This is a genomic window from uncultured Lacinutrix sp. (assembly GCF_947500325.1).
GTDB lineage: Bacteria > Bacteroidota > Bacteroidia > Flavobacteriales > Flavobacteriaceae > Lacinutrix.
The window spans coordinates 71412-98027 of record NZ_CANMRQ010000008.1; the positions used below are offsets into that span (position 1 = coordinate 71412).

A 26616-nucleotide genomic window follows, 5' to 3' on the forward strand; every position below is an offset into this window, starting at 1 on the left:
ATATTTTAGTTATTAGTCTTTATGTCCTTTCTAAAAATAATTTGCTTTTAATTCTAAGCCTTCTGTTTCATCAAAACCAAACATTAAATTCATGTTTTGAATTGCTTGCCCAGAAGCTCCTTTTAACAGATTATCTATAATACTTGTTATCAATAATTTGTTACCATGCTTATACAAATGAAGTATGCATTTATTAGTGTTTACAACTTGTTTTAAATGAATATTTTCGTCTGAAATAAAAACAAAGGCTTCATCTTTATAGTAGTCTTGATAGATTGCTTTTACATGCTCTAAATCGTCTTCAAGTTTTGTGTAAGCTGTTGCAAATATGCCTCTTGAGAAATTACCTCGATTAGGCAAAAAATTAATTTCTGATGCAAAACCTTTTTGCAATTGGCCAATTGTTTGATTAATCTCACCCAAATGCTGATGCGAAAAAGGTTTATAATATGAAAAGTTATTATCTCTCCATGTGAAATGAGTCGTTTCGGAAAGAGATGTTCCTGCTCCAGTTGCACCAGTAACTGCATTAACACAAACATCACTAATGAGTTTCTGCTTATTAGCTAATGGTAGTAAAGCTAATTGAATAGTCGTAGCAAAACACCCTGGATTTGCTATGTACGATGCTTTTTTTATAGCTTCTTTTTGAAATTCTGGCAAACCATAAACAAAGTTTTTAGTATTAACAACACTACTACCTTCTAACCTAAAATCATGACTTAGATCAATAATTTTTGTAGTAGATGAAAAATTATTTTTGTCTAGAAAAACTTTAGAATTACCATGTCCTAGACATAGAAATAACACATCTACTTCTGTATTAATTTTACTAGTAAATTTTAAATCTGTTGAACCAAATAAATCTCGATGCACATTATGCACTTTATTACCAGCATTAGAAGTACTAAATATGAAATTCAACTTTGCCTTTGGATGGTTAAGTAACACTCTAATTAATTCTCCAGCAGTATAACCTGCACCACCTATAATTCCGACTTGTATCATAATTAAGAATTTACCTGTTGATATATTTTGTTCTGATTTCCAACAATTTTAATAAAGCCTTTTACTTCATCTGCAGTCCAAGTTTTGTTTTCCTCTCCATAACTCCCATACTTAATATTCATTAAATCGTGCTTAGAAACTATGCCATCCAAACTAAAATGATAAGGTTTCAAACTTACAATCACATCTCCAGAAACATTGTTTTGAGTACTTTGAAAAAAAGCTTCCATATTTCTCATCACTGGATCTAAATATTGTCCTTCGTGTAAATGCATACCATAAAAACTGGACAAATAGTCTTTATGCTGCAATTGCCATTTAGTAAGTGTGTGCTTCTCTAATAAATGATGTGCTTTTATAATAATTAAAGCCGCTCCGGCTTCAAAACCAACACGTCCTTTTATTCCAACTATAGTATCTCCAACATGAATATCTCTTCCTATAGCATAAGCAGAAGCTATTTTATTTACTATTTCTATATTTTTTTCTGAAGTATTTTTAATTCTATTTACTGCCGTTAGTTCTCCTTTACTGAAAGTCAATATTACTTTTTCTTCCTGTTGTTTTACTAATTGAGACGGATACGCTACTTCTGGCAAAGGCGTACTTGATGTTAATGTTTCTTCGCCACCTATACTTGTTCCCCAAAGCCCTTTATTTATTGAATACTTTGCTTTTTCCCAAGACAAATCAATTTCATTTTTCTTAAGAAATTCTATTTCCTGCTGTCTGGTTAATTTTTGATCTCTTATAGGTGTTATAATTTTAATTTCTGGAGCTAAGGTTTGAAAAACCATATCAAAACGAACTTGGTCATTGCCAGCTCCTGTACTTCCATGCGCTACATATTCTGCATTTATACTTTTTGCATATTTTATAATTTCAATAGCTTGAACAATTCGTTCTGCACTTACAGAAAGTGGATACGTATTATTTTTTAATACATTTCCAAAAATTAAATACTTGACTACTTTATTATAGAAGGTAGAAATTGCATCAATATTTTTATAGGCAGAAACGCCCATTTTATAGGCATTTTTCTCGACACCTTTTATTTCTTGAAAAGTGAATCCGCCAGTATTTACAGAAACTGCATGTATATCATAACCTGCTTTACTTAAGCTTACTGCACAGTAAGAGGTATCTAATCCGCCACTATACGCTAATACTAATTTTTTCATTTTTTTTCTTTTTTTAAAAACAGAGTTTGTTTTATATTTTTTAATCGGTTAAAAGTGCTGTCTTTTACTTTTTTTACTTTATTATCTTTAGATTCAGGATCATATAACATACCTGTACACAAACACATTGTTTGATTAGTACGTTGTAAAACATCATAGTTTTTACAGGTTTGACAACCTTTCCAAAATGTTTGATCACTGGTTAATTCTGAAAAAGTGACTGGTTTATAACCTAGGTTGCTATTTAATTTCATTACTGCTAAACCTGTAGTAATACTAAATATTTTAGCTTTTGGAAATGTAGTCCGGGAATGCTCAAATACCTTTTTCTTTATTTGCTTCGCTATGCCTTTCCCTCTATAATTTGGGTGCACAATTAATCCAGAGTTAGCTACAAATTTTCCATGATTCCATGATTCGATATAACAAAAGCCAACAAAAATGCCCTGATCTAGAGCTATAACAGCATGACCTCTTTCAATTTTAGAAATGATATATTCCGGCTTTCTTTTAGCTATTCCTGTGCCTCTTATTTGTGCAGCATTAGAAATAGTTTCACAGATTGTATTAGCATATATGCTATGTGATTTGTCAGTAATACTAATCTTCATTAGTTACTATATTTTACAGATAATAGAAACCTTGAAGGCTTATTATCTTGGTTTTTAATTGAATGATTTGATTTTTGAAAGAAGAACCGGACTCACCTAAGTTCATAAAATAGAAGTATACCCTTACGGGCGACGCGGGAAAAAGCGGCGTACAGTTATAGTGTTATTAGAGATAATAACTAAATTTAAAAGAAACTGTATGTATGTAATTGGTGTCAAAAAAATGAAATAAAAATAAAAATGTATTGTAAACTATTAGCTCTAAGATATAAGCATTAGTTACGTCGCTTGCGTAGTGACAAACTTGTGGGCCTTTCGACTCTATTTTTATTTTTTAATGTAAATTTCATTACTACAAATGTATTTATTTATTTTTATAAAACACTAAACAACAATTCTTTATTTAAAGAATTGTTGTTTTATTATTTTATAGCTTATATATTTTGTAATATCTCATTTTTATGATAAAAAAATAGCATTAAATACAATTTACACTAGTAATGATTTAGAAGTTTCATACTAAAAACTGAAACAAATCTGGTTTATCATTCAAATAATCTCCATAAAAATTATGCAACTTCATTTTAGTAATTAAAGGCTCTAAATCTTTTGAAGATTTTAGTTGTAACCCAACAACAGCAGCACCATTTTCACGATTGGTTTTTTTAGTATATTCAAAATGCGTGATATCATCTGTAGGACTTAAAATATCGACTACAAACTCTCTTAAAGCACCTGCTCTTTGTGGGAACTTAATAATAAAATAGTGTTTTAAATTAGCATACAATAAAGCTCTCTCTTTAATTTCTGCTGTTCTTGTAATATCATTATTACTTCCGCTAACAACGCACACCACATTCTTTCCCTTTATTTCTTCTTTGTAAAAATCTAAAGCAGAAATACTAAGCGCTCCAGCAGGCTCGACCACAATAGCATCTTTATTGTACAAATCTAAAATAGTTTCACACACTTTGCCTTCTGGAACTGTAATCATGTCTGATAGGTTCTGCTTACATATAGTATAATTTAAATCACCCACACGTTGCACAGCTGCACCATCTACAAACTTCTCTATATATTTTAATTCTGTGTTTCTATTATTCCTAAAAGATGTAGACATTGATGGTGCGCCTTCAGGCTCTACACCTATAATCTTTGTTTTTGGTGACAAGTATTTAAAAACAGTAGATAACCCAGAAGACAATCCACCACCACCAACAGGAACAAAAATATAATCAACAGGTGTTTCAGTTTGCTTTAAAATTTCTAATGCAACTGTAGCTTGTCCTTCTATAACTTTTTCATCATTAAATGGATGAATAAACGTTTTATTTAATCGTTCACATTCTAATTTTGCTGCATAATAAGAATCGTCGAAAGTATCTCCTTCTAAAACTATTTCAATATACTCTTCCCCAAACATTTTTACTTGTTCCACCTTTTGATTAGGTGTTGGTGAAGGCATATAAATAGTTCCTTTTATTTTTAATATTTTACATGATAAAGCTACACCTTGCGCATGATTACCAGCACTTGCACAAACAATTCCGTTTTCGATCTCAGTATTAGTAAGTGAAGACATTTTATTATAAGCACCACGAATTTTATACGAACGTACTACTTGTAAATCTTCCCTTTTAAAGAGTACATTACAATTAAATTGTTTTGAATAATTTGCATTTGTGCTTAAAGGCGTAATTGATGCTACGCCTTTAAGTTTTTTAGCTGCGACTTCTACTGCTTCTATCGTTGGAAAATAAGTCGTCTGAACTTCCATGATTATACTAGAGCAGCCTCTTGAGATTTAACATCAGATTTTATAATTTTCATTGCGGTCATTGCACTTCGCAATTCTTTACCAATACTTTCAATTGGATGATTTCTAATAGCATCATTTACAGCAATAAGCTCTATATTATCTACTCCATTTGATGTATTAAATGGTTTGCCTATAATATCTGTAGTTACCGTTTTCATAAACTCAGTCAATAAAGGCTTACAAGCATGATCAAATAAATAACAACCATATTCTGCTGTATCAGAAATCACTCTATTCATTTCAAACAACTTCTTTCTGGCAATTGTGTTAGCGATTAATGGTAATTCATGAAGCGATTCATAATAAGCAGAATCTTCAATAATACCAGCACTTACCATTGTTTCGAACGCTAATTCTACTCCAGACTTAACAAAAGCAACTAACAACACTCCATTATCAAAGTATTCTTGTTCTGAAATATGTTCTGTAGTTAATGCTGTTTTTTCAAAAGCAGTTTCTCCAGTTTCTGCTCTCCATTTTAATAAATTAGTATCGTTATTCGCCCAATCCTCCATCATCGTTTTTGAAAAATGACCAGAGATTATATCATCCATATGCTTTTCAAATAAAGGCCGCATAATAGCTTTTAATTCTTCAGATAATTTGTAAGCTTTTATTTTCGCTGGATTAGATAAGCGGTCCATCATATTTGTAATACCTCCATGCTTTAATGCCTCAGTAATCGTTTCCCATCCAAATTGAATTAATTTTGCTGCATAACCAGCTTCAATACCTTCATTTACCATTTTATCAAAACTTAAAATAGCACCCGTTTGTAACAAACCACATAAAATCGTTTGTTCTCCCATTAAATCACTCTTAACCTCAGCCACAAAAGACGATTGTAAGACACCTGCTTTATGACCACCTGTTGCCACTGCATATGCTTTTGCCTGTTCCCAACCTTTATTTTCAGGATCATTTTCAGGATGTACAGCAATTAATGTAGGCACACCAAAACCACGTTTATACTCCTCACGCACTTCTGTACCTGGACACTTTGGAGCAACCATAATTACAGTAATATCTTTACGAATTTGCGTTCCTTCTTCTACAATATTAAAGCCATGAGAATAAGATAATGTTGCTCCTTTTTTCATTAAAGGCATCACTGCTTTAACAACATTTGTATGTTGCTTATCTGGCGTTAGATTTAATACTAAATCTGCCGTAGGAATTAAATCTTCGTATGTTCCTACATTAAATTCATTAGTGCTTGCATTAACAAATGAAGCTCTTTTTTCATCTATAGCTTGTTGCCGTAATGCATAAGAAATATTTAATCCAGAATCTCTCATATTCAATCCTTGATTTAGACCTTGTGCTCCACAACCAACAATTACAATTCTTTTATTTTTTAATGAGCTTACTCCGTCTTCAAATTCTGAAGCACCCATAAAGCGACATTTTCCTAATTGTTCTAATTGAGTTCTTAACGGTAATGTGTTAAAATAATTTGTCATTTTTTTATTTTTTTAATTGAATGCTTCTAGCATTTTTGAAATTTCCATAGGTTCTTTAGTAACTGCAATACGTCCAGCACGAACAAATTGCATAATTCCAAAAGGTTTTAATTCTCTATATAATAATTCGATTTCGTTTTTTCTTCCCGATTTTTCAATCACGAAAAATTCTTTATTCACTGTAACAATTCTAGAATTACTTTCTTTAATTATATTTTGAATTTGACGTTCTTCGAACAGTAAGTCTGATTTTACTTTAAACAAACAAGATTCTTGATAAATTGTATCATCATCTGTATGGTAATATGCTTTAATAACTTCTACTTGCTTTTCAATTTGACCAATGATTTTTTTCATCTGCTCTTCTGAAACATTAATCAATATTGTAAATCTTGATACACCATCTATTTCTGAAACTGAAATATTGATACTTTCAATATTTATATGTCTACGCTGAAAAATTGCTGAAACACGGTTAAGCAATCCGATGTTGTTTTCTGTATATACTGTTACTGTGTATAATTGTTTTTCTTTTTCCATAACTAACTTAATCTTATATCTGAAACACTTGCGCCTGTAGGTATCATAGGAAATACATTCGCTTCTTTTTCTACTGAAACCTCTAAAAAATAAGCTTCTTTACACTGCATCATTTCTTCTACAGCTGCTGCTAATTCTTCACGTTTAGTGACTTTTTTAGCATTAATTGAATAGCCTTTAGCTATAGCTACAAAATCAGGGTTTTGAATTTCTGTTGACGCATAACGCTTATCAAAAAACAGTTGCTGCCATTGACGCACCATCCCTAAAAAATCATTATTTAAAACCACTATTTTAACAGGGACTTTAGTTTGAAAAATAGTTCCTAATTCTTGAATAGTCATTTGATAACCACCATCACCAATTATGGCTACAACCTCTCGATTTGGCGCAGCCATTTTTGCACCAATAGCTGCTGGTAATGCAAATCCCATTGTACCCAAACCACCAGAAGTAATATTACTTTTAGTTTCATTAAACTCTGCATAACGACAGGCAATCATTTGATGTTGACCAACATCGCTAACAATAGCTGCTTTACCGCCACTTTGTTTGTTTATTTCTTTAACAACTTCGCCCATAGTTAAACCTTCTTTAACAGGGTATAAATCGTTATTTATAACTTTCTCTAGTTCTATTTTATATAAGTCTTTAAATTTTTGATGCCATTCTTCATGTCTATTTTTATTTAACAATGGCAATAAAGCTTTCAATGTTTCTTTAGAATTACCTAAAACTGCCACATCAGTTTTTACATTTTTATCTACCTCAGCTGGGTCGATTTCAAAATGAACTACTTTTGCTTGTTTAGCATAGGTCTCTAAATTTCCAGTTACTCGATCATCGAAACGCATACCAATCGCAATTAATAAATCGCATTCATTTGTTAACACATTAGGTGCATAATTACCATGCATACCAACCATACCAACATTTAGCGGATGATTAGTCTCTATTGCTGAAGCGCCTAAGATTGTCCAAGCTGATGGCAAGCCGGCCTTTTCAATAACAGCTTTAAATTCTGTTTCTGCTGCTCCTAATATCACACCTTGTCCCCAAACCACTAATGGTTTCTTAGCTTCATTAATTAACTTAGCTGCAGCGTATAAACTCTCATTAGATGTTTCTGGAACTGGCTTATAACTCCTAATAGATTCACATTTTTTATAAGTAAAATCTAATTCCTCAAATTGAGCATCTTTAGTAATATCTATTAATACTGGTCCTGGCCTTCCACTTTTAGCGATATAAAATGCCTTTGCTAAAACTTCTGGAATTTCAGATGCTTTTGTTATTTGATGGTTCCACTTAGTTACTGGAGTTGAGATACTAATAACATCAGTTTCTTGAAAAGCATCTGTTCCTAATAAATGAGATCCTACTTGCCCTGTAATACACACCATAGGAGTAGAATCTATTTGAGCATCTGCTATACCGGTAATTAAATTGGTAGCCCCTGGACCAGACGTAGCTATTGCTACACCAACTTTTCCAGAAATACGAGCATAGCCTTGTGCAGAATGTGTAGCTCCTTGTTCGTGACGTGTTAAAACATGTTGAATCTCGTCTTGAAACTTATACAATTCGTCATAGACAGGCATAATAGCGCCACCAGGGTAGCCATATAGAATATCTACACCTTCAGCAATTAAAGAACGTACGACTGCTTCACTACCAGAAATACGAGTTGTTGTTATTGTTTCTTTTACTTTAGCTGTTATTGTTTCTGTATTCATAATTGAACCTTATTAGGATTATTTTTTTCTCTAAAACTCATCTGTTACACATCCTTTTGATGCTGATGAAACTGTTTTTGCATATTTATAAAGTACGCCGCGTTTAAATTTAAGAGCAGGCTCTTTCCAATATTGTTTTCTCTGCTTTAATTCTTCTTCAGGAACTTCTAAGACAATACTATTTGTTTCTGCATCGATAGTGATATAGTCTCCATCTTTAACAAGAGCAATTGTCCCTCCTTCTTGTGCTTCAGGTGTTATATGACCAACTACAAAACCATGCGTTCCTCCAGAGAAACGGCCATCGGTAATTAAGGCAACATCTTTTCCTAAACCAGCACCCATAATCGCTGCTGTTGGTTTTAACATTTCTGGCATTCCTGGTCCACCTTTTGGCCCTTCATAACGAATAACAACAACATCTCCTTTTTCTACTTTCCCGTCTCTAATACCATCATTAGCATCGTATTCCCCTTCAAAAACCTTCGCTTTGCCTCGGAAACGCAAACCTTCTTTTCCTGTTATTTTTGCAACACTTCCTTCTTTAGCAAGGTTCCCATATAACATTCTTAAATGCCCTGAAATTTTAATTGGTTTTTCTATTGGTTTTATAACCTCTTGCCCTTCAGACAAATCATTAACATCTAATAAATTCTCAGCAATAGTTCTTCCTGTAACAGTTAAACAATCACCGTGAATTAAGCCTTTTTTCAAAAGATATTTTAATACTGCAGGTATACCTCCAACTGCATGTACATCTTCCATTAAGTATTTTCCACTAGGTTTTAAATCTGCTAAGAAAGGAGTAGTATCACTAATCTCTTGAAAATCTTTTAGAGTAAAATCAATATCTGCTGCCCTTGCAATTGCTAAAAAATGCAATACTGCATTTGTAGAACCTCCTAAAATCGTTACTAATCTCACTGCATTTTCAAGAGATTTTCGTGTTATAATATCGCTTGGTTTTATGTCTTTTTCTAATAAAACCTTAATAGCTTCTCCAGCTTTAATAGCTTCTTTCTTTTTTGCATCACTAAGCGCAGGGTTTGAGGAATTAAAAGGAAGCGTCATGCCTAAAGCCTCTATAGCAGATGCCATAGTATTTGCCGTGTACATACCTCCACACGCTCCAGCTCCTGGACATGCTTTTTCAACAATATTTTGATATTCATTCTCGGTCATAGTACCAGCTACTTTACTTCCCCAAGCTTCAAAAGCAGAAACGACATCTAACTTCTTTCCATTATGACATCCAGAATCTATGGTACCTCCATATACTAAAATACTAGGTCTATTTAATCGAATCATTGCCATTAAAGCACCTGGCATATTTTTATCACAGCCAACAACGGTAATTAATCCATCGTAACTCATCGCTTGCACTACAGTTTCCATTGAATCTGCAATAATATCTCGTGATGGCAACGAATAACGCATACCTGGAGTTCCCATAGAAATACCATCACTAACTCCTATTGTATTAAAGATTAAACCAACTACATCTTCATTTTTAGTTCCTTGCTTGGATAACTTTGCTAAATCATTTAAATGCATGTTACAAGGATTCCCTTCATAACCAGTACTTGCGATACCAATAATAGGTTTATAAAAATCCTCTTTTGTTAACCCAATAGCATGTAACATAGCTTGAGCTGCTGGTTGCGTTGGATCCTGAGTGACTGTTTTACTGTATTTATTTAATATCATTTTAATTATATCTTCTTTTATATTTCGAAATTATATGTTTTACTTTTCTTCATTTTTCTATTCCTTTAATACTTCTTAAATTCAAAGCATTCTTTACACACCTAAAAACTTAATTATCAATTACTTAAATTCAATTTACTGTTACATCCAACTATGTTTTTTTTCATAAAAAAAAGCCTGCATCAAAATTGATACAGGCTTTATTTTACAAAACAGCTTTCTGTATCAACTCAGGTCGAGTTAATAATGACAATAATTATAATAATGCTGTTTACTAATTTCATATTGTAACTGAATAAAAAAAGCCTTCCGTTTCGGAAGGCTTTTAAATATTAAATTTATTTTTATACACCATTCCTTAGCCTTGTGAAATAATCACAATGACAATAATTGAAATGATATTTACTATTTGTTTTTTCATTTGAATGATAAAATTATAAAACTTATTTTAATAAACGACTATTTTTTGTTTTTTTTATTTAAAAACAATCTAATTACTTTATCATTATTTTAGTAATTACAGCTTCAGCCTCACTACTTAATCTTACTTTCAAAAAGTAAACTCCTGCCAATAGACTTCTATTAAGTTCAATTGTTTTTACTCTTTCTGAACCTTTCTGCTCTCTTTTTTCAAAAATTTTCATACCTGCAACATCATAAAGTTCCATTTGCACTTCGCCTATTTCTGAAGAATTAAAGTTGATATTTATTTTACCATCTGTTACTGGATTTGGATGTACATTAATAATATTGGTATTAGTTTTAATGCCTTCAATTTTTTCTTTATATACCAATTTAACTAAAGAACTACCAAATATATTTAAAGTATAATCTTCATATTCTCCATAACGCACATCATTTGCACCTGTATTACATGAATTATTTTCTGTATCGTAATAAGACACTAACACACGCATTCTTGTCAATCCGTTTATAGCTGCTTGTGGAACAGTTACAGAAACACTCCCTAAAAGGTTATTAGTTTTTGTCAATGTATAAAACTCGCCTGCGTCAGTAAAATCGCCATCACTATTCCAATCAAACCAAGCGTATATTTCATCATTTGCTCCACCTTGATAACCAATAATATTCACTTTCAAGTTATAACTTGCTCCTACATTTACGCTTGTAGATATAGACGTAAAATCGTCATAACCAGTAGCGTTTCGAGTTGACGCATTATTTATTCCAGCAAACTCAACATTGGACACTCCTTCTGGCCCATCATTTCCTGTTGCAGAACAATACACAACATTAGACTGGCAAGGCGGACATGAACCACCACAATCAACTCCTGTTTCTGTACCATTCTGTATACCATCTGAACATGTTGGCGTTGGTGTACCTCCACCTGAAATACTTATGTTATAATCTTCAATTTCTCCATAAGCAATCGCCCCAATTCCACAAGAATTATTTCCATCTGCTGCATTATAACCTAATGCAATACGCATTCTTGTTGTTCCTGTTGTTGCTGTAGATGGCACTGCTATTGATAATTCACGAACAGCATTACTAGGCGCGGTAGTGACATTGAATTTCTCACCTGTATCTGTAAAGTCGCCATCTGCATTCCAATCAAACCAAGCATACACTTCATTGCTTGCTCCACCTTGATAACCTACAAAAGTGACTTTTAAATTATAAGAACTTCCACTAGAAACACTAGCTACTGTTCCAGAAGTATAATCATCATAGCCATTTGTTGTAGCTCTAACTGAAGTATTATTTATACCTGCAAAATTTACATTTGTAATATAATCATCTGTATTATTGCTACTTGTTATATCACAATAGGTTACATTAGGAGGTATTGTATCACATGGCGCACATGAACCTCCACAATCAACACCTGTTTCATCTCCATTCTGGGTACCATCATTACAGGTTGGACTAGAACTTTCGCCTATAATAAACACAAAATAATCTTCTACTTCATTACCCGTAGCTGATGTTGTTCCACAAGGCTCAGGGCTAGTATGTATTTTATAACGCACTCTTAATCTGGTTGCACCATTTTGTGCGGTATTAGGAACTACAACTGTTGTTGTAACACCACCAGGACCATTAGTTTTCAATAAAACTTCTTCACCTGCATCCGTGAAGTCTCCATCTTTATTCCAATCAATCCAAGCTCCAAAATAATTAGGATCATGGAAATCGATTCCCGGATTTACTGTTAAAGCAACAGACTCTCCTTTAACAAGGTTGGTTCCTAGGTTAGTAAAATCGGAATACCCACTATTTCCACTTTTATTATTGATATCACCAAAAATAACTTCGTCTATATAATTTGAACCTTGAAAACCTGCGTCACAATAATCTGTAGGCATAGGAGCAGAGTTTCCATCTGTTATACTAAAATTAGCATTTGTAATATCGAAAAAGATATTATTCGTTCCTCTTACCATAATTCTATTTACACCTCCTTGATTGTCTGGTATAGTAATTTGATGAGAACCATCATTAGGTACCGCAGAAGCTAACGATATTGGGTATGTATTTCCACCATCTGTAGATAATAAAATATCTACAGTAGCCGCATTCACCCCATTTCCTGTGGTTCCTGCAACGTTCCAGGTTACCGTTTGCGTAGAGCCTACTGGCGCGTCAAATCTAGTATTTTGAGAAGTTACTACAAAAGGACCAGCAGTTCCACTTACTGTAATAACAGCATCCTTAGTATCTGTATTACCTCCTCCTGGATGATTATCCCTTACAGTAAATCTAAAATTCATCGTTCTGGCAACTGAAGGTACTACCTCCCATTCAGAAGAAGCATTTCCTGCTTTTATCGTAGTAAGGTTAGGCATATATCGATTTGAAGATGCTGAAGGAGGTTTATAACGGAATAAAGGACCGCCAGTTGACGTAGCCCGAGGAGGCATTGGAGCTATTTCTTTATCCATTTGATTCCAAGTATACGTTAGTTGATCGGCAGCTGTATTAACATCAGTAGCTGACCCTTCTAATATAAATGGAGTAGATCTTGGAATCGTATAGTTACCTCCTATACTAGCTGTTGGCGCACTATTACCTACTGATTTTGTGGTACCACAACCTGCTGTGTTTACAATATGATTCCACATTTCATCTATTTGTTTAGCATGAAAAAAAACATATTGCGTATTTTCTGTATTAGGAGCACAACCTGTATACGCCATGATACTATTACCTCCTCCTGGTTCAACAGCTCCTTCGTCTAGACGATTACCACCACATGAGTTATTAAATGAATGGTTAGCACCGAATTGATGACCTATTTCGTGAACGAATGTGCGAAAGAAATAATCTGCGACAGATGTGAAAGGATGTGCACCTGTGGATCCTTCAGCTTTTTTACTATCAACACATACAGAATTTAAAGCTCCACGTCCAGTCCCATCTGAATCTAAAACATGACCAATATCATAGTTAGCGTTACCAATTGCAGCATCAAGAACACCTTGAGACTCATTTATAGATATTCCAGTATTACCATGCGTAATACCGTCAGTTGCTGGGTCAAGAAAAATAGAATTCTCAATATTAGGTACTAATTCAAACGTCGTTCCAAGATCTCGCTCATAAACTGCATTCACTCTTGTCATGAGTTCATTTAACTCGGCAAGTACTGCAGCTTTCCTTTGTTGGGTTGATCCATTTGTAACGTTTGCCGCATCAGTATAAATTTTAGACAATTCTCCCGTTACTGCTATAGCCATTCGGTAAACTCTAACAAGACCATCATTAGCGCTTTTTTTTACTTGGTTAGATTTTTCAGTTTGCTTTTTATTTTTTTCTGAAAAAATTTTGGTTGTATCATCAACTGTTTGACAGTCAATTGGTTTTTGTAATCCATCCGTTTTTGAAGTAACTATATACGTTTTACTATTACTAGTAGAAGGTTTGATATTAGCTATTGTAGCATCAGGCTTCATAATCATAGCCCTAAAGTTATTATTACTCAAACTAAAATGTACTACTTCATTTTCTCCACTAACAGATGTACCAACATAAGATTTAATATCTGGGAACTTTTTGGCTAAATCTGGATGTAAAACATTGGTTTCCTTTATACGGTATTCTTTGAATTTTCCGCCTTCAGCAGGAAGAGCGACAATAACGTTTGATTTACCAAATGAATTGAATCTTTTTGGACAATTAGCTAGTACTTTTTTTAGTTTTTCAACACTTAGAGTGTAAGTGACTTGGTTTAAAATTTTAGTATTCTTCTCTTCAGAAGAAACACTTTCTTTCCAGTAGTTATTTGTTTGTGAAAATCCACAAGAGAGAACAAATAAGCATGCGAATAAAATAATTTGATTTTTCATAATTTAAATGGATGATTATCGTTAAATAATTATTAATTATCCACAAAACTATTACTTATGCATCTCCATAAGTTACTCTATATTATCCAATCATTATACTATATAACTCAATACTTAAGAATTATTAAAAAAATATACATTAAACTAAGATATCCATAATTTAAATGTTAAAAAATTACACAAAACACCTTTTTAAACACATAAAGCTATATCCTTGGCAAATCACCTTCAGATTTTAATGGTAAATTGGATTTACCCATTAAATATTTATCAACATGATGCGCAGCTTGACGACCTTCTGAAATTGCCCATACAATTAAAGATTGTCCACGACGCATATCTCCCGCACTAAAAATTCCAGGAATATTTGTAGCATAATCTTTTATTGTTGCTTTTACATTAGTTCTAAAATCCAGTTCCAAACCAAATTGTTCTGGTAATGTTTTTTCAGCCCCTGTGAAACCTAAAGCTAATAATGCAAGATCACATTCCCATTCTTTTTCTGTTCCAGCAATCTCTTTTAATTCTGGTCGCTCACCTTCTTTAAACACCCATTCTACCTGAACAGTTATTAAACCTTTTAAATTGCCGTTTTCATCCCCCAAAAACTCTTTAGTAGACACACTAAAACAACGTTTTACGCCTTCTTGATGTGATGAACTTGTACGTAACCTCATAGGCCAATATGGCCAAGGCTGATTTACTGGACGTCCTTTTGAAGGCTTATTTAAAATCTCAAAATTTGCTATTGATTTTGCTCCTTGACGATTAGATGTCCCAATACAATCTGAACCAGTGTCTCCGCCACCAATAACAATAACATTCTTGTTTTTTGCAATCAATTCTTCTTTAAAACCTGCAATACCGTCAACACGTTGGTTATTTTGTTTTAAAAAATCCATAGCCTGAACAACCCCTTTTAAATGTGCTCCTTTTATTGGCATACCTCTTCTTATTGTTGAACCGCCACACAATATAATTGCATCGTACTCATTTTTTAATCGCTCTACACTTACATTTTTCCCTACATAAGCATTAGTTTCAAACACAATACCTTCTTCCTTTAACACCTCTAGTCGCCTATCGATAACATCTTTTTGTAATTTAAAATCTGGAATACCATAACGTAGTAATCCACCGATTTTTTCATCACGCTCAAAAACTGTTACTAAATGCCCTACACGATTTAATTGCTGTGCAGCAGCTAAACCCGATGGCCCAGAACCAACAATCGCAACCTTTTTTCCTGAACGTTCTTTTGGAGGTCGAGCTACAATCCAACCTTCGGAAAAGGCTTTTTCTATAATATTTTTCTCAATATTCTCTATAGCTACTGGATCTTCATTAATTCCTAACACACATGATTCCTCACATGGAGCAGGACATAAACGCCCTGTGAATTCTGGAAAATTATTCGTTGAATGCAAAATTTCTGCAGCTTTTTTCCAGCGCCCTTTATACACATTATCATTAAAATCTGGAATTAAATTCCCTAAAGGGCAGCCACTATGACAAAATGGAACACCACAATCCATACAACGGGCACCTTGATCTTTTAGTTCCTTCTCTTTCATTGGAACCGTAAACTCTTTATAATTTTTAAGTCGGTTTTCAACCTTATCGTAAGTTTCGACTTGTCTTTCAATTTCTAAAAATCCTGTTGTCTTTCCCATACCTACGCGTTTATTGTTTGTTCTTCTTCTAATCTAATTAAAGCTTGTTTGTATTCTTCTGGCAATACTTTTATAAATTTTGGCAATTCTTTTTCCCAATTCTCTAGAATACTTTGCCCTAATGGACTTAATGTTGCATTATAATGCTTTTCAATAAGTGCTTTTAATTCTGAAATATCTTCAGTTTCAACTAAAGGATCTAGATTTAAACCTTCCTTATTGCATTGCTTTTCAAACGTGTTATTTGGATTGTAAATATATGCTATACCACCACTCATTCCTGCTCCAAAATTACGTCCAACTTCACCTAAAATAACAGCTCTACCTCCTGTCATATACTCACAACCATGATCACCAATACCTTCTACAATAGCTAATGCTCCTGAGTTTCTAACACAAAAACGCTCACCCGCTTTTCCATTAATATAAGCTTCACCTGATGTTGCACCATACAATGCCACATTACCAATTATTATATTATCATGAGGCACAATAGTAGCTTCCTCTGGCACCTTTACAACCACCTTAGCTCCAGACAAACCTTTACCCAGATAATCATTTGAATTTCCATTTATAATAAGCGTTAGTCCTCTAGTCGCGAAAGCTGCAAAACTTTGACCTGCAGAACCGGTAAAGTTAATTTTCAAGGTATTTTCAGGTAAACCTTGAGTTCCATAAATTTTAGAAATCTCGTTACTTAAAATCGCACCAAATGCGCGATCCATATTATTTATTTTAGATTCTATAACCGTTTTTTCTTTTCGGAATAAGGCTGGATGTGCTTGTTTAATAATTTTAAAATCCAATGCTTTTTCTAAATCGTGATCCTGCAACTCTGTATTAAACAAGTCTACACCTTCCGGCACTTCTACTTTATGCAAAATTGGCGATAAATCTAAACCGTTAGCCTTATAGAAATCAATGGTTTTATTTCTGTCTAACTTCTGAACTTGCCCTACCATTTCATCAACTGTTCTAAACCCAAGTTGAGCCATAATTTCACGTAGTTCTTGCGCTATGAAATACATAAAATTAACAACATGTTCTGGCTTGCCTTTAAACTTTTTTCGCAAGTCTGGGTTTTGTGTTGCTATACCGACTGGGCAAGTATTTAAATGACACACACGCATCATAACACAACCAGAAGCCACTAAAGGTGCCGTTGCAAAACCAAATTCTTCAGCTCCTAAAAGACAAGCAATTGCCACATCTCGCCCTGTTTTTAATTGTCCGTCGCATTCTAAAACCACACGATTCCTAAGATTGTTCATCACTAACGTTTGTTGCGCTTCTGCCAATCCTAATTCCCAAGGTAAGCCTGCATGTTTTAATGAGGTTAATGGAGATGCTCCTGTTCCACCATCGTGACCAGAAATTAAAATAACATCGCCTTTTGCTTTGGCAACACCAGCAGCTACAGTACCAATTCCTACCTCAGATACTAGTTTCACATTAATTCGTGCTTCACGATTTGCCGATTTTAAATCATAAATTAATTGTGATAAATCTTCAATAGAGTAAATATCATGATGTGGTGGCGGAGAAATTAAACCTACATAAGGTGTAGAATTTCTTGTTTTAGCAATATCTGGGTTTACTTTTGGCCCCGGCAACTGTCCTCCTTCTCCAGGCTTTGCGCCTTGCGCCATTTTTATCTGAATCTCTGAAGCGTTAGTTAAATAATTTGAAGTTACTCCAAAACGACCAGATGCAACTTGCTTGATTGCTGAGTTCTTCCAATCTCCATTAGAATCTTTATAGAAACGCACTTCATCTTCACCGCCTTCACCAGAATTACTTTTTCCTCCAATGCGATTCATAGCTATAGCTAAATTTTCATGCGCTTCTTTACTAATAGAACCATAAGACATGGCTCCTGTTTTAAAACGCTTAACAATTTTTGTCCAAGGCTCTACTTCTTCCAAAGGAATAGGATCGAAGTTTGTAAACTCAAACAATCCTCGAATTGTCATTAACTGTTTAGATTGCTCATTAATTAAATCTGAATATTCTTTATAAGAACTGTGTTTATTACTACGAACTGATTCTTGCAATTTTGCAATAGTTAAAGGATTAAATAAATGTTTTTCTCCATCTCTTCTCCATTTATATTGCCCCCCAAATTCTAAATCTAAATCCGCTTCAACAGCTTCATTTTTATACGCCATATTATGACGTTTTGAAATTTCTATTTCAATTTCCCTTAAACCAACACCTTGAATTCTTGTTACCGTATTAGGAAAGTAATCATTAACAACTTTAGCATTTAACCCAACGCATTCAAATAATTGCGAGCCTCTATATGAGTTTAAAGTTGAAATACCAATCTTATTCATAACCTTTAAAATACCAGTTCCAATTGCCTTATTATAGTTTCTAATTGCCGTTAAATACTCTAAGTTCTCCACATCTTGAGCTTCCACTTGATTGTATACAATTTCATTTACTATGTATGGATTAATAGCACTAGCTCCATAACCAAAAAGCAAAGCAAAATGATGAACTTCTCTGGGTTCTGCAGATTCAATAATCAAGCTTACTTTTGCACGCTTCCCTATTTTATACAACTCATGATTAACATATGAACACGCCACTAAAGCTGGAATTGGCGCAAATTTCTCATTCACACCTCTATCTGATAAAATAATAATATTACCACCTACATCAATTGCTTTAGACGCCTGCTTCACTATTCTTTCAAGCGCTCGTTCTAATTCGTTTAATCCTTTATCAACTTCATAAAGAATTGAAATGGTAGTCACTGAAAAATCAGGATTAGTATCGTAATTTTTTATTTTATCTAAATCATGTTTTGAAATAACAGGATTTTGAATTTTTAGTTTTCTACATTGATCTTCATTAATTTTAAAAATATTTGTATCACTACCCAATGTTAAACTAATATCTGTAATTAGTTTTTCGCGAATACCATCTAATGGTGGATTGGTAACCTGAGCGAATAACTGCTTAAAGTAGTTATAAATGAGTTGTGGTCTTTGAGAGAGCACAGCAATTGGCGTATCGTTTCCCATAGACCCAATAGGTTCTTTACCTAATTGCGCCATAGGCTTTATAATGACATCGATATCTTCTTGTGTGTAACCAAATACTATTTGTCTTTTTTCCAAAACATCTTCTTTATGATTTATTGGTCCTTTTTTAGCTGGGATATCTCGCAAATGGACTAAGTTTTTATTTAGCCATTTCTCATAAGGATGTTTAGAAATAATATCTTTTTTTATTTCTTCATCATTTACTATTCGACCTTGACTCATATCTACTAAAAACATTTTTCCTGGCTCTAACCTTCCATGATATTCTATATTTTTAGGATCAATTTCAATAACACCAGTTTCAGATGACATAACTACAAATCCATCTTTAGTTACAGAATATCGTGATGGACGCAAACCATTTCTATCTAATACTGCTCCAATATAATTACCATCTGTAAAAGGTATAGAAGCAGGACCATCCCAAGGCTCCATAATACATGAATTATATTCGTAGAATGCCTTTTTTGCTTCAGACATTTCCGGATTTTTCTCCCAAGCCTCTGGCACTAACATCATCATAACTTCTGGTAACGAACGACCAGTCATTAACAACAATTCTACAACCATATCCATTGATGCTGAATCTGATTTTCCTTTTAAAATAATTGGAAAAATACTTTTAATATCATCCCCAAACCAATCACTTTCCATTAGTTCTTGACGAGATAATGTACGTGATACGTTTCCTCTTAATGTATTAATCTCACCATTATGACACATATAACGAAATGGCTGCGCCAAATCCCATGTTGGAAATGTATTTGTAGAAAATCGTTGGTGCACTAATGCTAATCGCGTAACCAATGAAGGATCTTGCAAATCTGTATAATATAATTTGATGTCTTCTGGAATTAAAAGCCCTTTAAATATTATCGTTTTTGCTGATAGACTTGGTAAATAAAAACGACTACTCTCCGATAATTTTGAATTATATATTTTATGCTCTGCTTGTTTTCTTGCTGTAAACAATTTTAAATTGAATTGAAAATTATCCAATTTTTTTTCAGATTTACCAATGAATATTTGCCTTACAAAAGGTTCAGATTCCGAAGCTATCCTACCAATAACTGAAGAATCTACTGGCACATTTCTCCACCCTAAGACTTCGAGACCTTGTGCCTCTAAATAACCTTCAAAAGTTTCAATACAATATTGACGTTGATTTTCTTTTTGTGGCAAGAATACATTGCTTACCGCATACTGGCCAAACTCAGGTAAATTAAAATTACAATGCTTCACAAAGAAATCATGAGGTATATCTATTAAAATACCAGCACCATCACCAGTCTTTCCATCACTACTCACAGCACCACGATGTTCTAATTTCTCTAAAATTTCGAGAGCTTTATGAATAATTTCATTGGATTTATTTCCTTTTAAACTACAAATAAATCCTGCACCACAATTATCGTGTTCGAATTCTGGTAAATACAAGCCTTGTTTCATTAGCATAATTGTTCCGTTTTTAACAGTTATTTTCTATCTGACAATCACTAATGTATAATGAAGAAATTGAATAGAAAAATTCAACAATCATTATTCCGAAATTGAAAATATAAGTCTTCAAAAACAACAATTTTACATTTTAACAAGTACAATTTTATCAAATTTTCAAATAAAATTTTTGCCCAATAAAAATATTTTAATGAATTAAACACATACAAAACAAAAATTAAGTGAATAATATTTATTAAAAATAAAAAATCAATAAGAATAATTAAATTTTTAATTATTGAATTTTTAAAAAAATATCATCAAAAAAATATAACCCTAATTTTTATAGGGTTAAAATTAAAAATATAATAAAAATACTATTTTAAACCCTAATTATTATGGGGTATAATATTTTTTAAATAGTTTTGAGCATCAATCAATCAAAAAACGAACTTTTATGAAATCATTTATTTACATTTCCATGCTATTATCAACCTCAGCATTATTTGCACAAGAAACTTCTGAAAACCCTGAAGAAAAACCTATAAAAAAAGTATTCAGTTTTGAAGGTAGTATTGATGCTTATTATAGAGCTAATTTAACCGCTCCTAACGACACTACTCAAATTGCACCAGCAACTTCTTTTGCAGACAAATCTGGCTTCTCTTTAGGAATGGCTAATATTATTGCTTCTTATGAAAAAAGAAAAGTAGGAGCTGTAGCAGATTTAGTATTTGGACCACGTGGTGAAGCTGCTAGCGCCACAATATTGAATCAATTATATGCTTTTTGGAATATAAGCGAGAATACTAAATTGACTTTTGGTAAATTCAACACTTATTTAGGCTACGAAGTTATTGCTCCAACAGGAAATTTTAATTATAGTACTTCTTATCTCTTTTCAAATGGCCCTTTTTCACATACTGGAATAAAAGCAGACATTGCTATATCTGATGATTTTAGCTTAATGCTAGGCATATTTAACCAAACCGATGTCACCGAATTTAATCCCGATGGAAGTTATGCAGTTGGCGCACAATTTGGATATGATGGTCAATTTCTAAATCTATTATACGATAAAGAAGGTTTAGGTTTCGAAATAGACTATACTGGCGGTTTTGATGTTTCAAAAAAATTCTTTATTGGTATTAATGCTGCTTATACAGATAATGATGGTGAAGGATTTTACGGCACAGCACTTTACCCACAATACAGCATTAACAATTCTTTAAAGCTAGGATTAAGAAGCGAATATTTCGCAACTCAAAGCAACTTAACTACAGACGATCCTAATATTATTACTGTAACACTAACTGGAAGTTATACTATTGAAGACCTAATTATTAAACCAGAATTTAGACTAGATAACGGTTCAGATGATATCTTCATTGACACCGATTTAAAACCAACAGAAAGTCTAGCATCTTTTGTTGTAGCAGCGATTTATAAATTTTAACTATCAACTAAATATTAATAAAATTTCCACCTAACAGCCATTGGAATCATGGAAATAAAAAACATGTTTTTTATGAAAAAAATAGAAGCAATTATTAGAAAATCTAAGTTTTCTGCAGTAAAAAAAGCACTACATGAAGTAGGCGTAAACTTTCTCTCGTACTGGGATGTTACTGGTCTTGGAAATGAAAAAGTAGGCCATGTCTACAGAGGTGTTTCATATAGCACAAGCGACATACAACGTCGCTATTTATCAATCGTCGTTAATGATGATTTTGAAGATATCACCGTAAAAACCATTATTGAAGCCGCCAAAACTGGTGAAGTTGGAGATGGCAAGGTATTTATTTCAGATATCAACGAAGTTTACAGAATTAGAACAAGCGAAAAAGGAGGAGACACTCTAAAATAAAACTAACTACCTATTATATAATTATTATGGAATTATTAACTAATAATGTATGGATGATGATCTGTACAGCACTTGTTTTTTTTATGCATTTAGGATTTTCATTTTTGGAGATTGGACTAACAAGACAAAAAAACACAATCAATATTTTATTTAAAAATATCTTTATTATTTGCGTTGGACTTCTGCTATACTGTTTAGTAGGCTTCAACTTAATGTATCCAGGAGATTTTAATGGTTTTTTAGGATTTGCAGGATTTGGCCTAGATGCTCCTCTAAACACTGAAGGCGCTTTAGATTTAACATACAACACAGGCTACACTTATTGGACAGATTTCTTATTTCAGGGTATGTTTGCTGCCACTGCAGCCACTATTGTCTCTGGCGCTGTAGCTGAGCGCATTAAACTAGGTCCATTTATGATTTTTGTTATTGTATATGTTGGAATTGTTTACCCTATAGCTGGTTCTTGGAAATGGGGAGCTGGCTGGTTGGATAAATTAGGATTCTATGATTTTGCAGGCTCTACATTAGTACATTCTGTAGGTGGCTGGGCTGCATTAATAGCTGTTTGGTTATTAGGTGCTCGCATTGGGAAATTTAAAAACGGAAAAGTGTTAGTGATTTTAGGTCACAATATTCCACTAGCAACAGCTGGTGTTTTAATTTTATGGTTAGGATGGTTTGGATTTAATGGCGGCTCTGTATTATCTGCAAATCCAGAATTAACTTCTTTAACACTAGTTACCACTTCTTTAGCAGCTGCAGCTGGTGGCGTTGGCTCATTTATCATTTCCACTTTAGCATATAAAAACTATGATTTAACCATGTTTTTAAATGGTATTTTAGGTGGATTAGTAGGCATCACAGCTGGCGCAGACCAAATGTCTCCAACTGATGCTATTTTAATTGGTGTTATCGCTGGCGGATTAATTGTTGCTGCTGTTGCATTAATAGATAAATTACGTCTGGATGACCCTGTTGGAGCAATAGCAGTACATTTAATTTGTGGAATATGGGGAACACTAGCAGTTGGGATTTTTGGAAAACTAGCCAGCGGAACACAATTTTTATACCAACTAACTGGCGTTGGTGCTTATGCAGTATTTTGCCTATTTACATCGTTTATAATATTATTCACCTTGAAAAAAACTATTGGCATACGTGTTTCGGAAAGAGAAGAACTAGAAGGACTTGATGGTCACGAACACGGCATGAATGCTTACTCAGATTTTAGAATGAATGAGCATTAAGGTTTGATTATTTAGCTAGTAAAAGCCTCAAAACTTTTAAAGTTTTGAGGCTTTTTATTTAACCTTTTCAATTTTTGATTTAAAAGAAAAGCATTTTACTAATTGATAACTTCTTAAATTAAGCCGAATTACGACTTGCATTAATATTTCCAAATAGAGATCTTGTTACTAATTTTTCAAAAACAGCAATTTGTTCTACATCCTTAACTTCCGCTTTATGTAATTCTTGAATTTGCTTTAACGCATATTGCTGTATCGTTAATAACGGCAATACTATTGATTCTCGCATACTAATAGAAGCCTTTCCTGCTGGCTCTTCCTGCATTAACTGAGTGTAACCCGTTAATTTTAATATAAGGCGTTTCGTTGTTTCATACTCTGTATAAATAATATTCCAAAACTCACCATAAACCTCATCTTCGCTCATGTATTTTGTTAAATCGAAAAACGATTTAGATAAAGACATCATACTATTTTCTATTAAAGTTTTAAAGAAACTAGACGTTTTAAATAGCTTTTGCACTTTTTCAAACTCACCTGCATCCTCATAAGATTTCAAAGCCGTACCTACTCCAAAAAAACCTGGAACGTTTTGTTTTAATTGACTCCAAGAACCAACAAATGGTATTGCCCTTAAATCTTCAAAAACTAAACCTTCTGCTTTACCACGTTTAGACGGGCGACTTCCTATATTTGTTTTTGCATAATACTTTAAAGTACTCATATGCTCTAAGTAAGAAATAAATTTAGGATGCTGCTTAAAACTCACATAAGTTTCATAACTAAGTTTTGCTAGATCATCCATAACTACTCTATTTTCTGGAACCATTCTTAAATCTGCATCACTCAAACTATTATATATTCCAGAACTAATAAGCTGCTCTATATTATATTGCGAAGAATCTAAAGTTCCAAAATTAGAGCTAATAGTCTGCCCCTGTATAGTTAATTGCACCTCTTTATCTTCAATTGTTGGTCCTAAAGAAGCGTAAAAATTATGTGTTTTACCACCTCCACGAGCTGGCGGACCTCCACGACCATCAAAGAAAATAACGGTAACACCGTACTTCCTAGAAACAGTAGTTAAGCGTTCTTTGGCTTTATATATCGCCCAATTAGCCATCAAATAACCACCATCTTTCGTCCCATCACTAAAACCAAGCATAATTGTTTGCTTATTACCTCTAGTCTTTAAATGCGTAGCATATTCAGGATTAGTATACAATTCCTCCATAACTTTATGCGACACTTCTAAATCTGTAATAGTTTCAAAAAGCGGCCCAATATCTACAGTTAAATCATCTTCAAACGCCACTAACTTTAACATTGCAAATAACTGCATTACGTTTAAAGCTGTTTGATTATTACTAATGATATATCTATTCGCAGCTCGTTCACCATTTTTTTCCTGAATAGTTTTTATAACTTTCATAGTACTTAGAGCCTTATATGCAACTTCATCTTTTATTATAGACAAATCAACCTTTCCTTTTATTTTTGAAAGCACTTTAACTTGTTCTTTTTCAGATAATTCACGATATTTTTTTGGAAAAATATCACTTCCACCTTCCTCAAGAGCATCAACTAAAATATTAAAAACTTTATCATGTTCGCGACTATCCTGTCTAATATCTAAAGCCGAAAAATGAAAACCAAAAAGATGCACTTTATTTATTAAGCTCTTTACCTCCCTTAAGTAAAGTGATTGATGCTTCTCTACTAAAATATTTTTTATAGTTTCTAATTCTAAAATAAAACTATCTAACGTTAAGTTTGAAGCCTCATGAACAACAATATTATACAACTCTTTTTCTAAAGCTATAATTTTATCTTCAACATCTACAAAAGTCAATTTTCTTCTCAGCTTCCTAACATCTCTGTAATAATTTTTAATAACAGTATCCTTTAATCGCATAGCAACTTTTAAGGTAATATCTGGTGTCACAAATGGATTCCCATCCCTATCACCACCTGGCCAAAAACCGACATTAACAATATTATTATCTATCTGTTTTCCATCAAAAATATTTCGTTGAATATAATCGTAAATAGTTCCGAAAGAATGATAAAATACATTTTCTAAATACCAAATTAAACTCACTGCTTCATCATATGGCGTTGGTTTTTTATGTTTAAAAAATGGAGTCTTACCTAACTGAGCTAATAAATCATTTATTCTCAACAAGTCATTTTCCTTTATCGCCTCTGTTAAATCTGTAATAATTCCTAAAACAGCACCAGGATAAAACTGAGTTGGATGAGCTGTTAACACGATTCTCACTTTAAATTCCTCTAAATATTTTCGCAACTTATCTAGTTTGTTTTCTGCTGTAGCGTTTTCTTTTAAACTACGTAAAGTCCCTATACCATCCATATTATTAACTACAGGAAAAGCAGCATCTTCTATTGCATCAAACAAAACCACCTGTCTTTCAATATATTGTATAAAACGAAAGAGCAAATTAATTTGACTTTTATCACTTCGTCTAGCTTGGTACTTTTTAAAAAAAGTCTCAACAATAACTGTTGGATTATCTCCATTTCTAAATCCTTTTTCACATGTTTCATGAAATAGAGGCAGCAACACACCAGTTTTAGTAATTGTATCAAAAGGTAGCGTCATAAAAATACCATTATAAATTTGATATTTTGACAAAACATTTTGATTGAAACGCGTTAATTTTGGTTGTAGTGGCATAATAAATTTAATTTAATAGAAAGATAAAGTTACTAAACAATACCTTGCTAGATAACAACATAGCTTAGTTTTACGATATACGCATTTATACTGATTTCAATTATGAAAACAATAATTAAAACGTCCTTTTTTACTTTTTTCGAAACGGAATGAATTACACAAAAACATGCTAATCATTTTTAAGACACTTTAGCAATTGAAATTCTTTATTTTTTGTATTTTCGCAGTCTTAAACTATTAAGAGGACGGATTTGACTGAT

Annotated in this window: 15 protein-coding genes; 3 read left to right on the forward strand and 12 right to left on the reverse strand. The window is 33.0% G+C overall.

Annotated elements, in window-relative coordinates; translation table 11 throughout:
* Window positions 1-30: 30 nt before the first annotated feature.
* The 11 genes from argC to gltB all read right to left on the reverse strand — a co-directional run bounded on the left by argC (window position 31) and on the right by gltB (window position 20559).
* On the reverse strand, window positions 31-1008 hold the full coding sequence (gene argC, locus Q0997_RS11505; protein ID WP_299888995.1) for an N-acetyl-gamma-glutamyl-phosphate reductase: 978 nt from the start codon (window positions 1006-1008) through the stop codon (window positions 31-33).
* Between the two features lie 2 nt (window positions 1009-1010).
* On the reverse strand, window positions 1011-2189 hold the full coding sequence (locus Q0997_RS11510) for an argininosuccinate synthase domain-containing protein (protein ID WP_299888997.1): 1179 nt from the start codon (window positions 2187-2189) through the stop codon (window positions 1011-1013).
* Window positions 2186-2800, reverse strand: coding sequence for a GNAT family N-acetyltransferase (locus Q0997_RS11515; protein WP_299888999.1), 615 nt, complete (start codon window positions 2798-2800; stop codon window positions 2186-2188). The genes Q0997_RS11510 and Q0997_RS11515 overlap by 4 nt, the downstream gene beginning before the upstream one ends.
* 514 nt (window positions 2801-3314) lie before the next feature.
* Window positions 3315-4577, reverse strand: a complete 1263-nt coding sequence (ilvA, locus tag Q0997_RS11520; protein ID WP_299889001.1) for a threonine ammonia-lyase IlvA — start codon at window positions 4575-4577, stop codon at window positions 3315-3317.
* A 2-nt stretch (window positions 4578-4579) separates the two neighbouring features.
* Complete coding sequence (gene ilvC / locus Q0997_RS11525) at window positions 4580-6082, reverse strand: ketol-acid reductoisomerase (RefSeq protein ID WP_299889003.1); 1503 nt, start codon at window positions 6080-6082, stop codon at window positions 4580-4582.
* 12 nt (window positions 6083-6094) lie between these two features.
* Window positions 6095-6622 carry an acetolactate synthase small subunit gene (gene ilvN, locus Q0997_RS11530; protein ID WP_299889005.1) on the reverse strand — a complete coding sequence of 176 codons (528 nt, stop codon included), beginning with the start codon at window positions 6620-6622 and terminating at the stop codon, window positions 6095-6097.
* A gap of 2 nt (window positions 6623-6624) precedes the next feature.
* Window positions 6625-8358 (reverse strand): biosynthetic-type acetolactate synthase large subunit, encoded by a 1734-nt coding sequence (gene ilvB / locus Q0997_RS11535; protein ID WP_299889006.1) that lies wholly within the window; start codon window positions 8356-8358, stop codon window positions 6625-6627.
* Between the two features lie 30 nt (window positions 8359-8388).
* Window positions 8389-10065, reverse strand: a complete 1677-nt coding sequence (gene ilvD, locus Q0997_RS11540) for a dihydroxy-acid dehydratase (protein WP_299889008.1) — start codon at window positions 10063-10065, stop codon at window positions 8389-8391.
* 494 nt (window positions 10066-10559) lie between these two features.
* Window positions 10560-14378: a GEVED domain-containing protein gene (locus Q0997_RS11545; RefSeq protein ID WP_299889010.1), complete on the reverse strand. Its 3819-nt coding sequence runs from the start codon at window positions 14376-14378 to the stop codon at window positions 10560-10562.
* 206 nt (window positions 14379-14584) lie between these two features.
* Window positions 14585-16051, reverse strand: coding sequence for a glutamate synthase subunit beta (locus tag Q0997_RS11550; protein WP_299889012.1), 1467 nt, complete (start codon window positions 16049-16051; stop codon window positions 14585-14587).
* 2 nt (window positions 16052-16053) lie between these two features.
* Window positions 16054-20559, reverse strand: coding sequence for a glutamate synthase large subunit (gltB, locus tag Q0997_RS11555; protein WP_299889013.1), 4506 nt, complete (start codon window positions 20557-20559; stop codon window positions 16054-16056).
* Window positions 20560-20998: 439 nt separating this feature from the next.
* Here gltB and Q0997_RS11560 point away from each other — a divergent pair, with 439 nt between their 5' ends.
* From Q0997_RS11560 to Q0997_RS11570, 3 genes are all read left to right on the forward strand, one after another.
* Window positions 20999-21997: an outer membrane beta-barrel protein gene (locus Q0997_RS11560; RefSeq protein WP_299889015.1), complete on the forward strand. Its 999-nt coding sequence runs from the start codon at window positions 20999-21001 to the stop codon at window positions 21995-21997.
* Window positions 21998-22069: 72 nt separating this feature from the next.
* Entirely contained in the window at window positions 22070-22408 is a 339-nt protein-coding gene (locus tag Q0997_RS11565) for a P-II family nitrogen regulator (protein ID WP_299889017.1), read from the forward strand.
* A 26-nt stretch (window positions 22409-22434) separates the two neighbouring features.
* The gene (locus Q0997_RS11570) at window positions 22435-23658 is read left to right on the forward strand and encodes an ammonium transporter (protein ID WP_299889019.1); all 1224 of its coding nucleotides are present in this window, start codon (window positions 22435-22437) and stop codon (window positions 23656-23658) included.
* Window positions 23659-23776: 118 nt separating this feature from the next.
* Here Q0997_RS11570 and Q0997_RS11575 read toward each other — a convergent pair whose 3' ends face one another.
* On the reverse strand, window positions 23777-26356 hold the full coding sequence (locus Q0997_RS11575) for a phosphoenolpyruvate carboxylase (RefSeq protein WP_299889020.1): 2580 nt from the start codon (window positions 26354-26356) through the stop codon (window positions 23777-23779).
* Window positions 26357-26616: the final 260 nt, after the last annotated feature.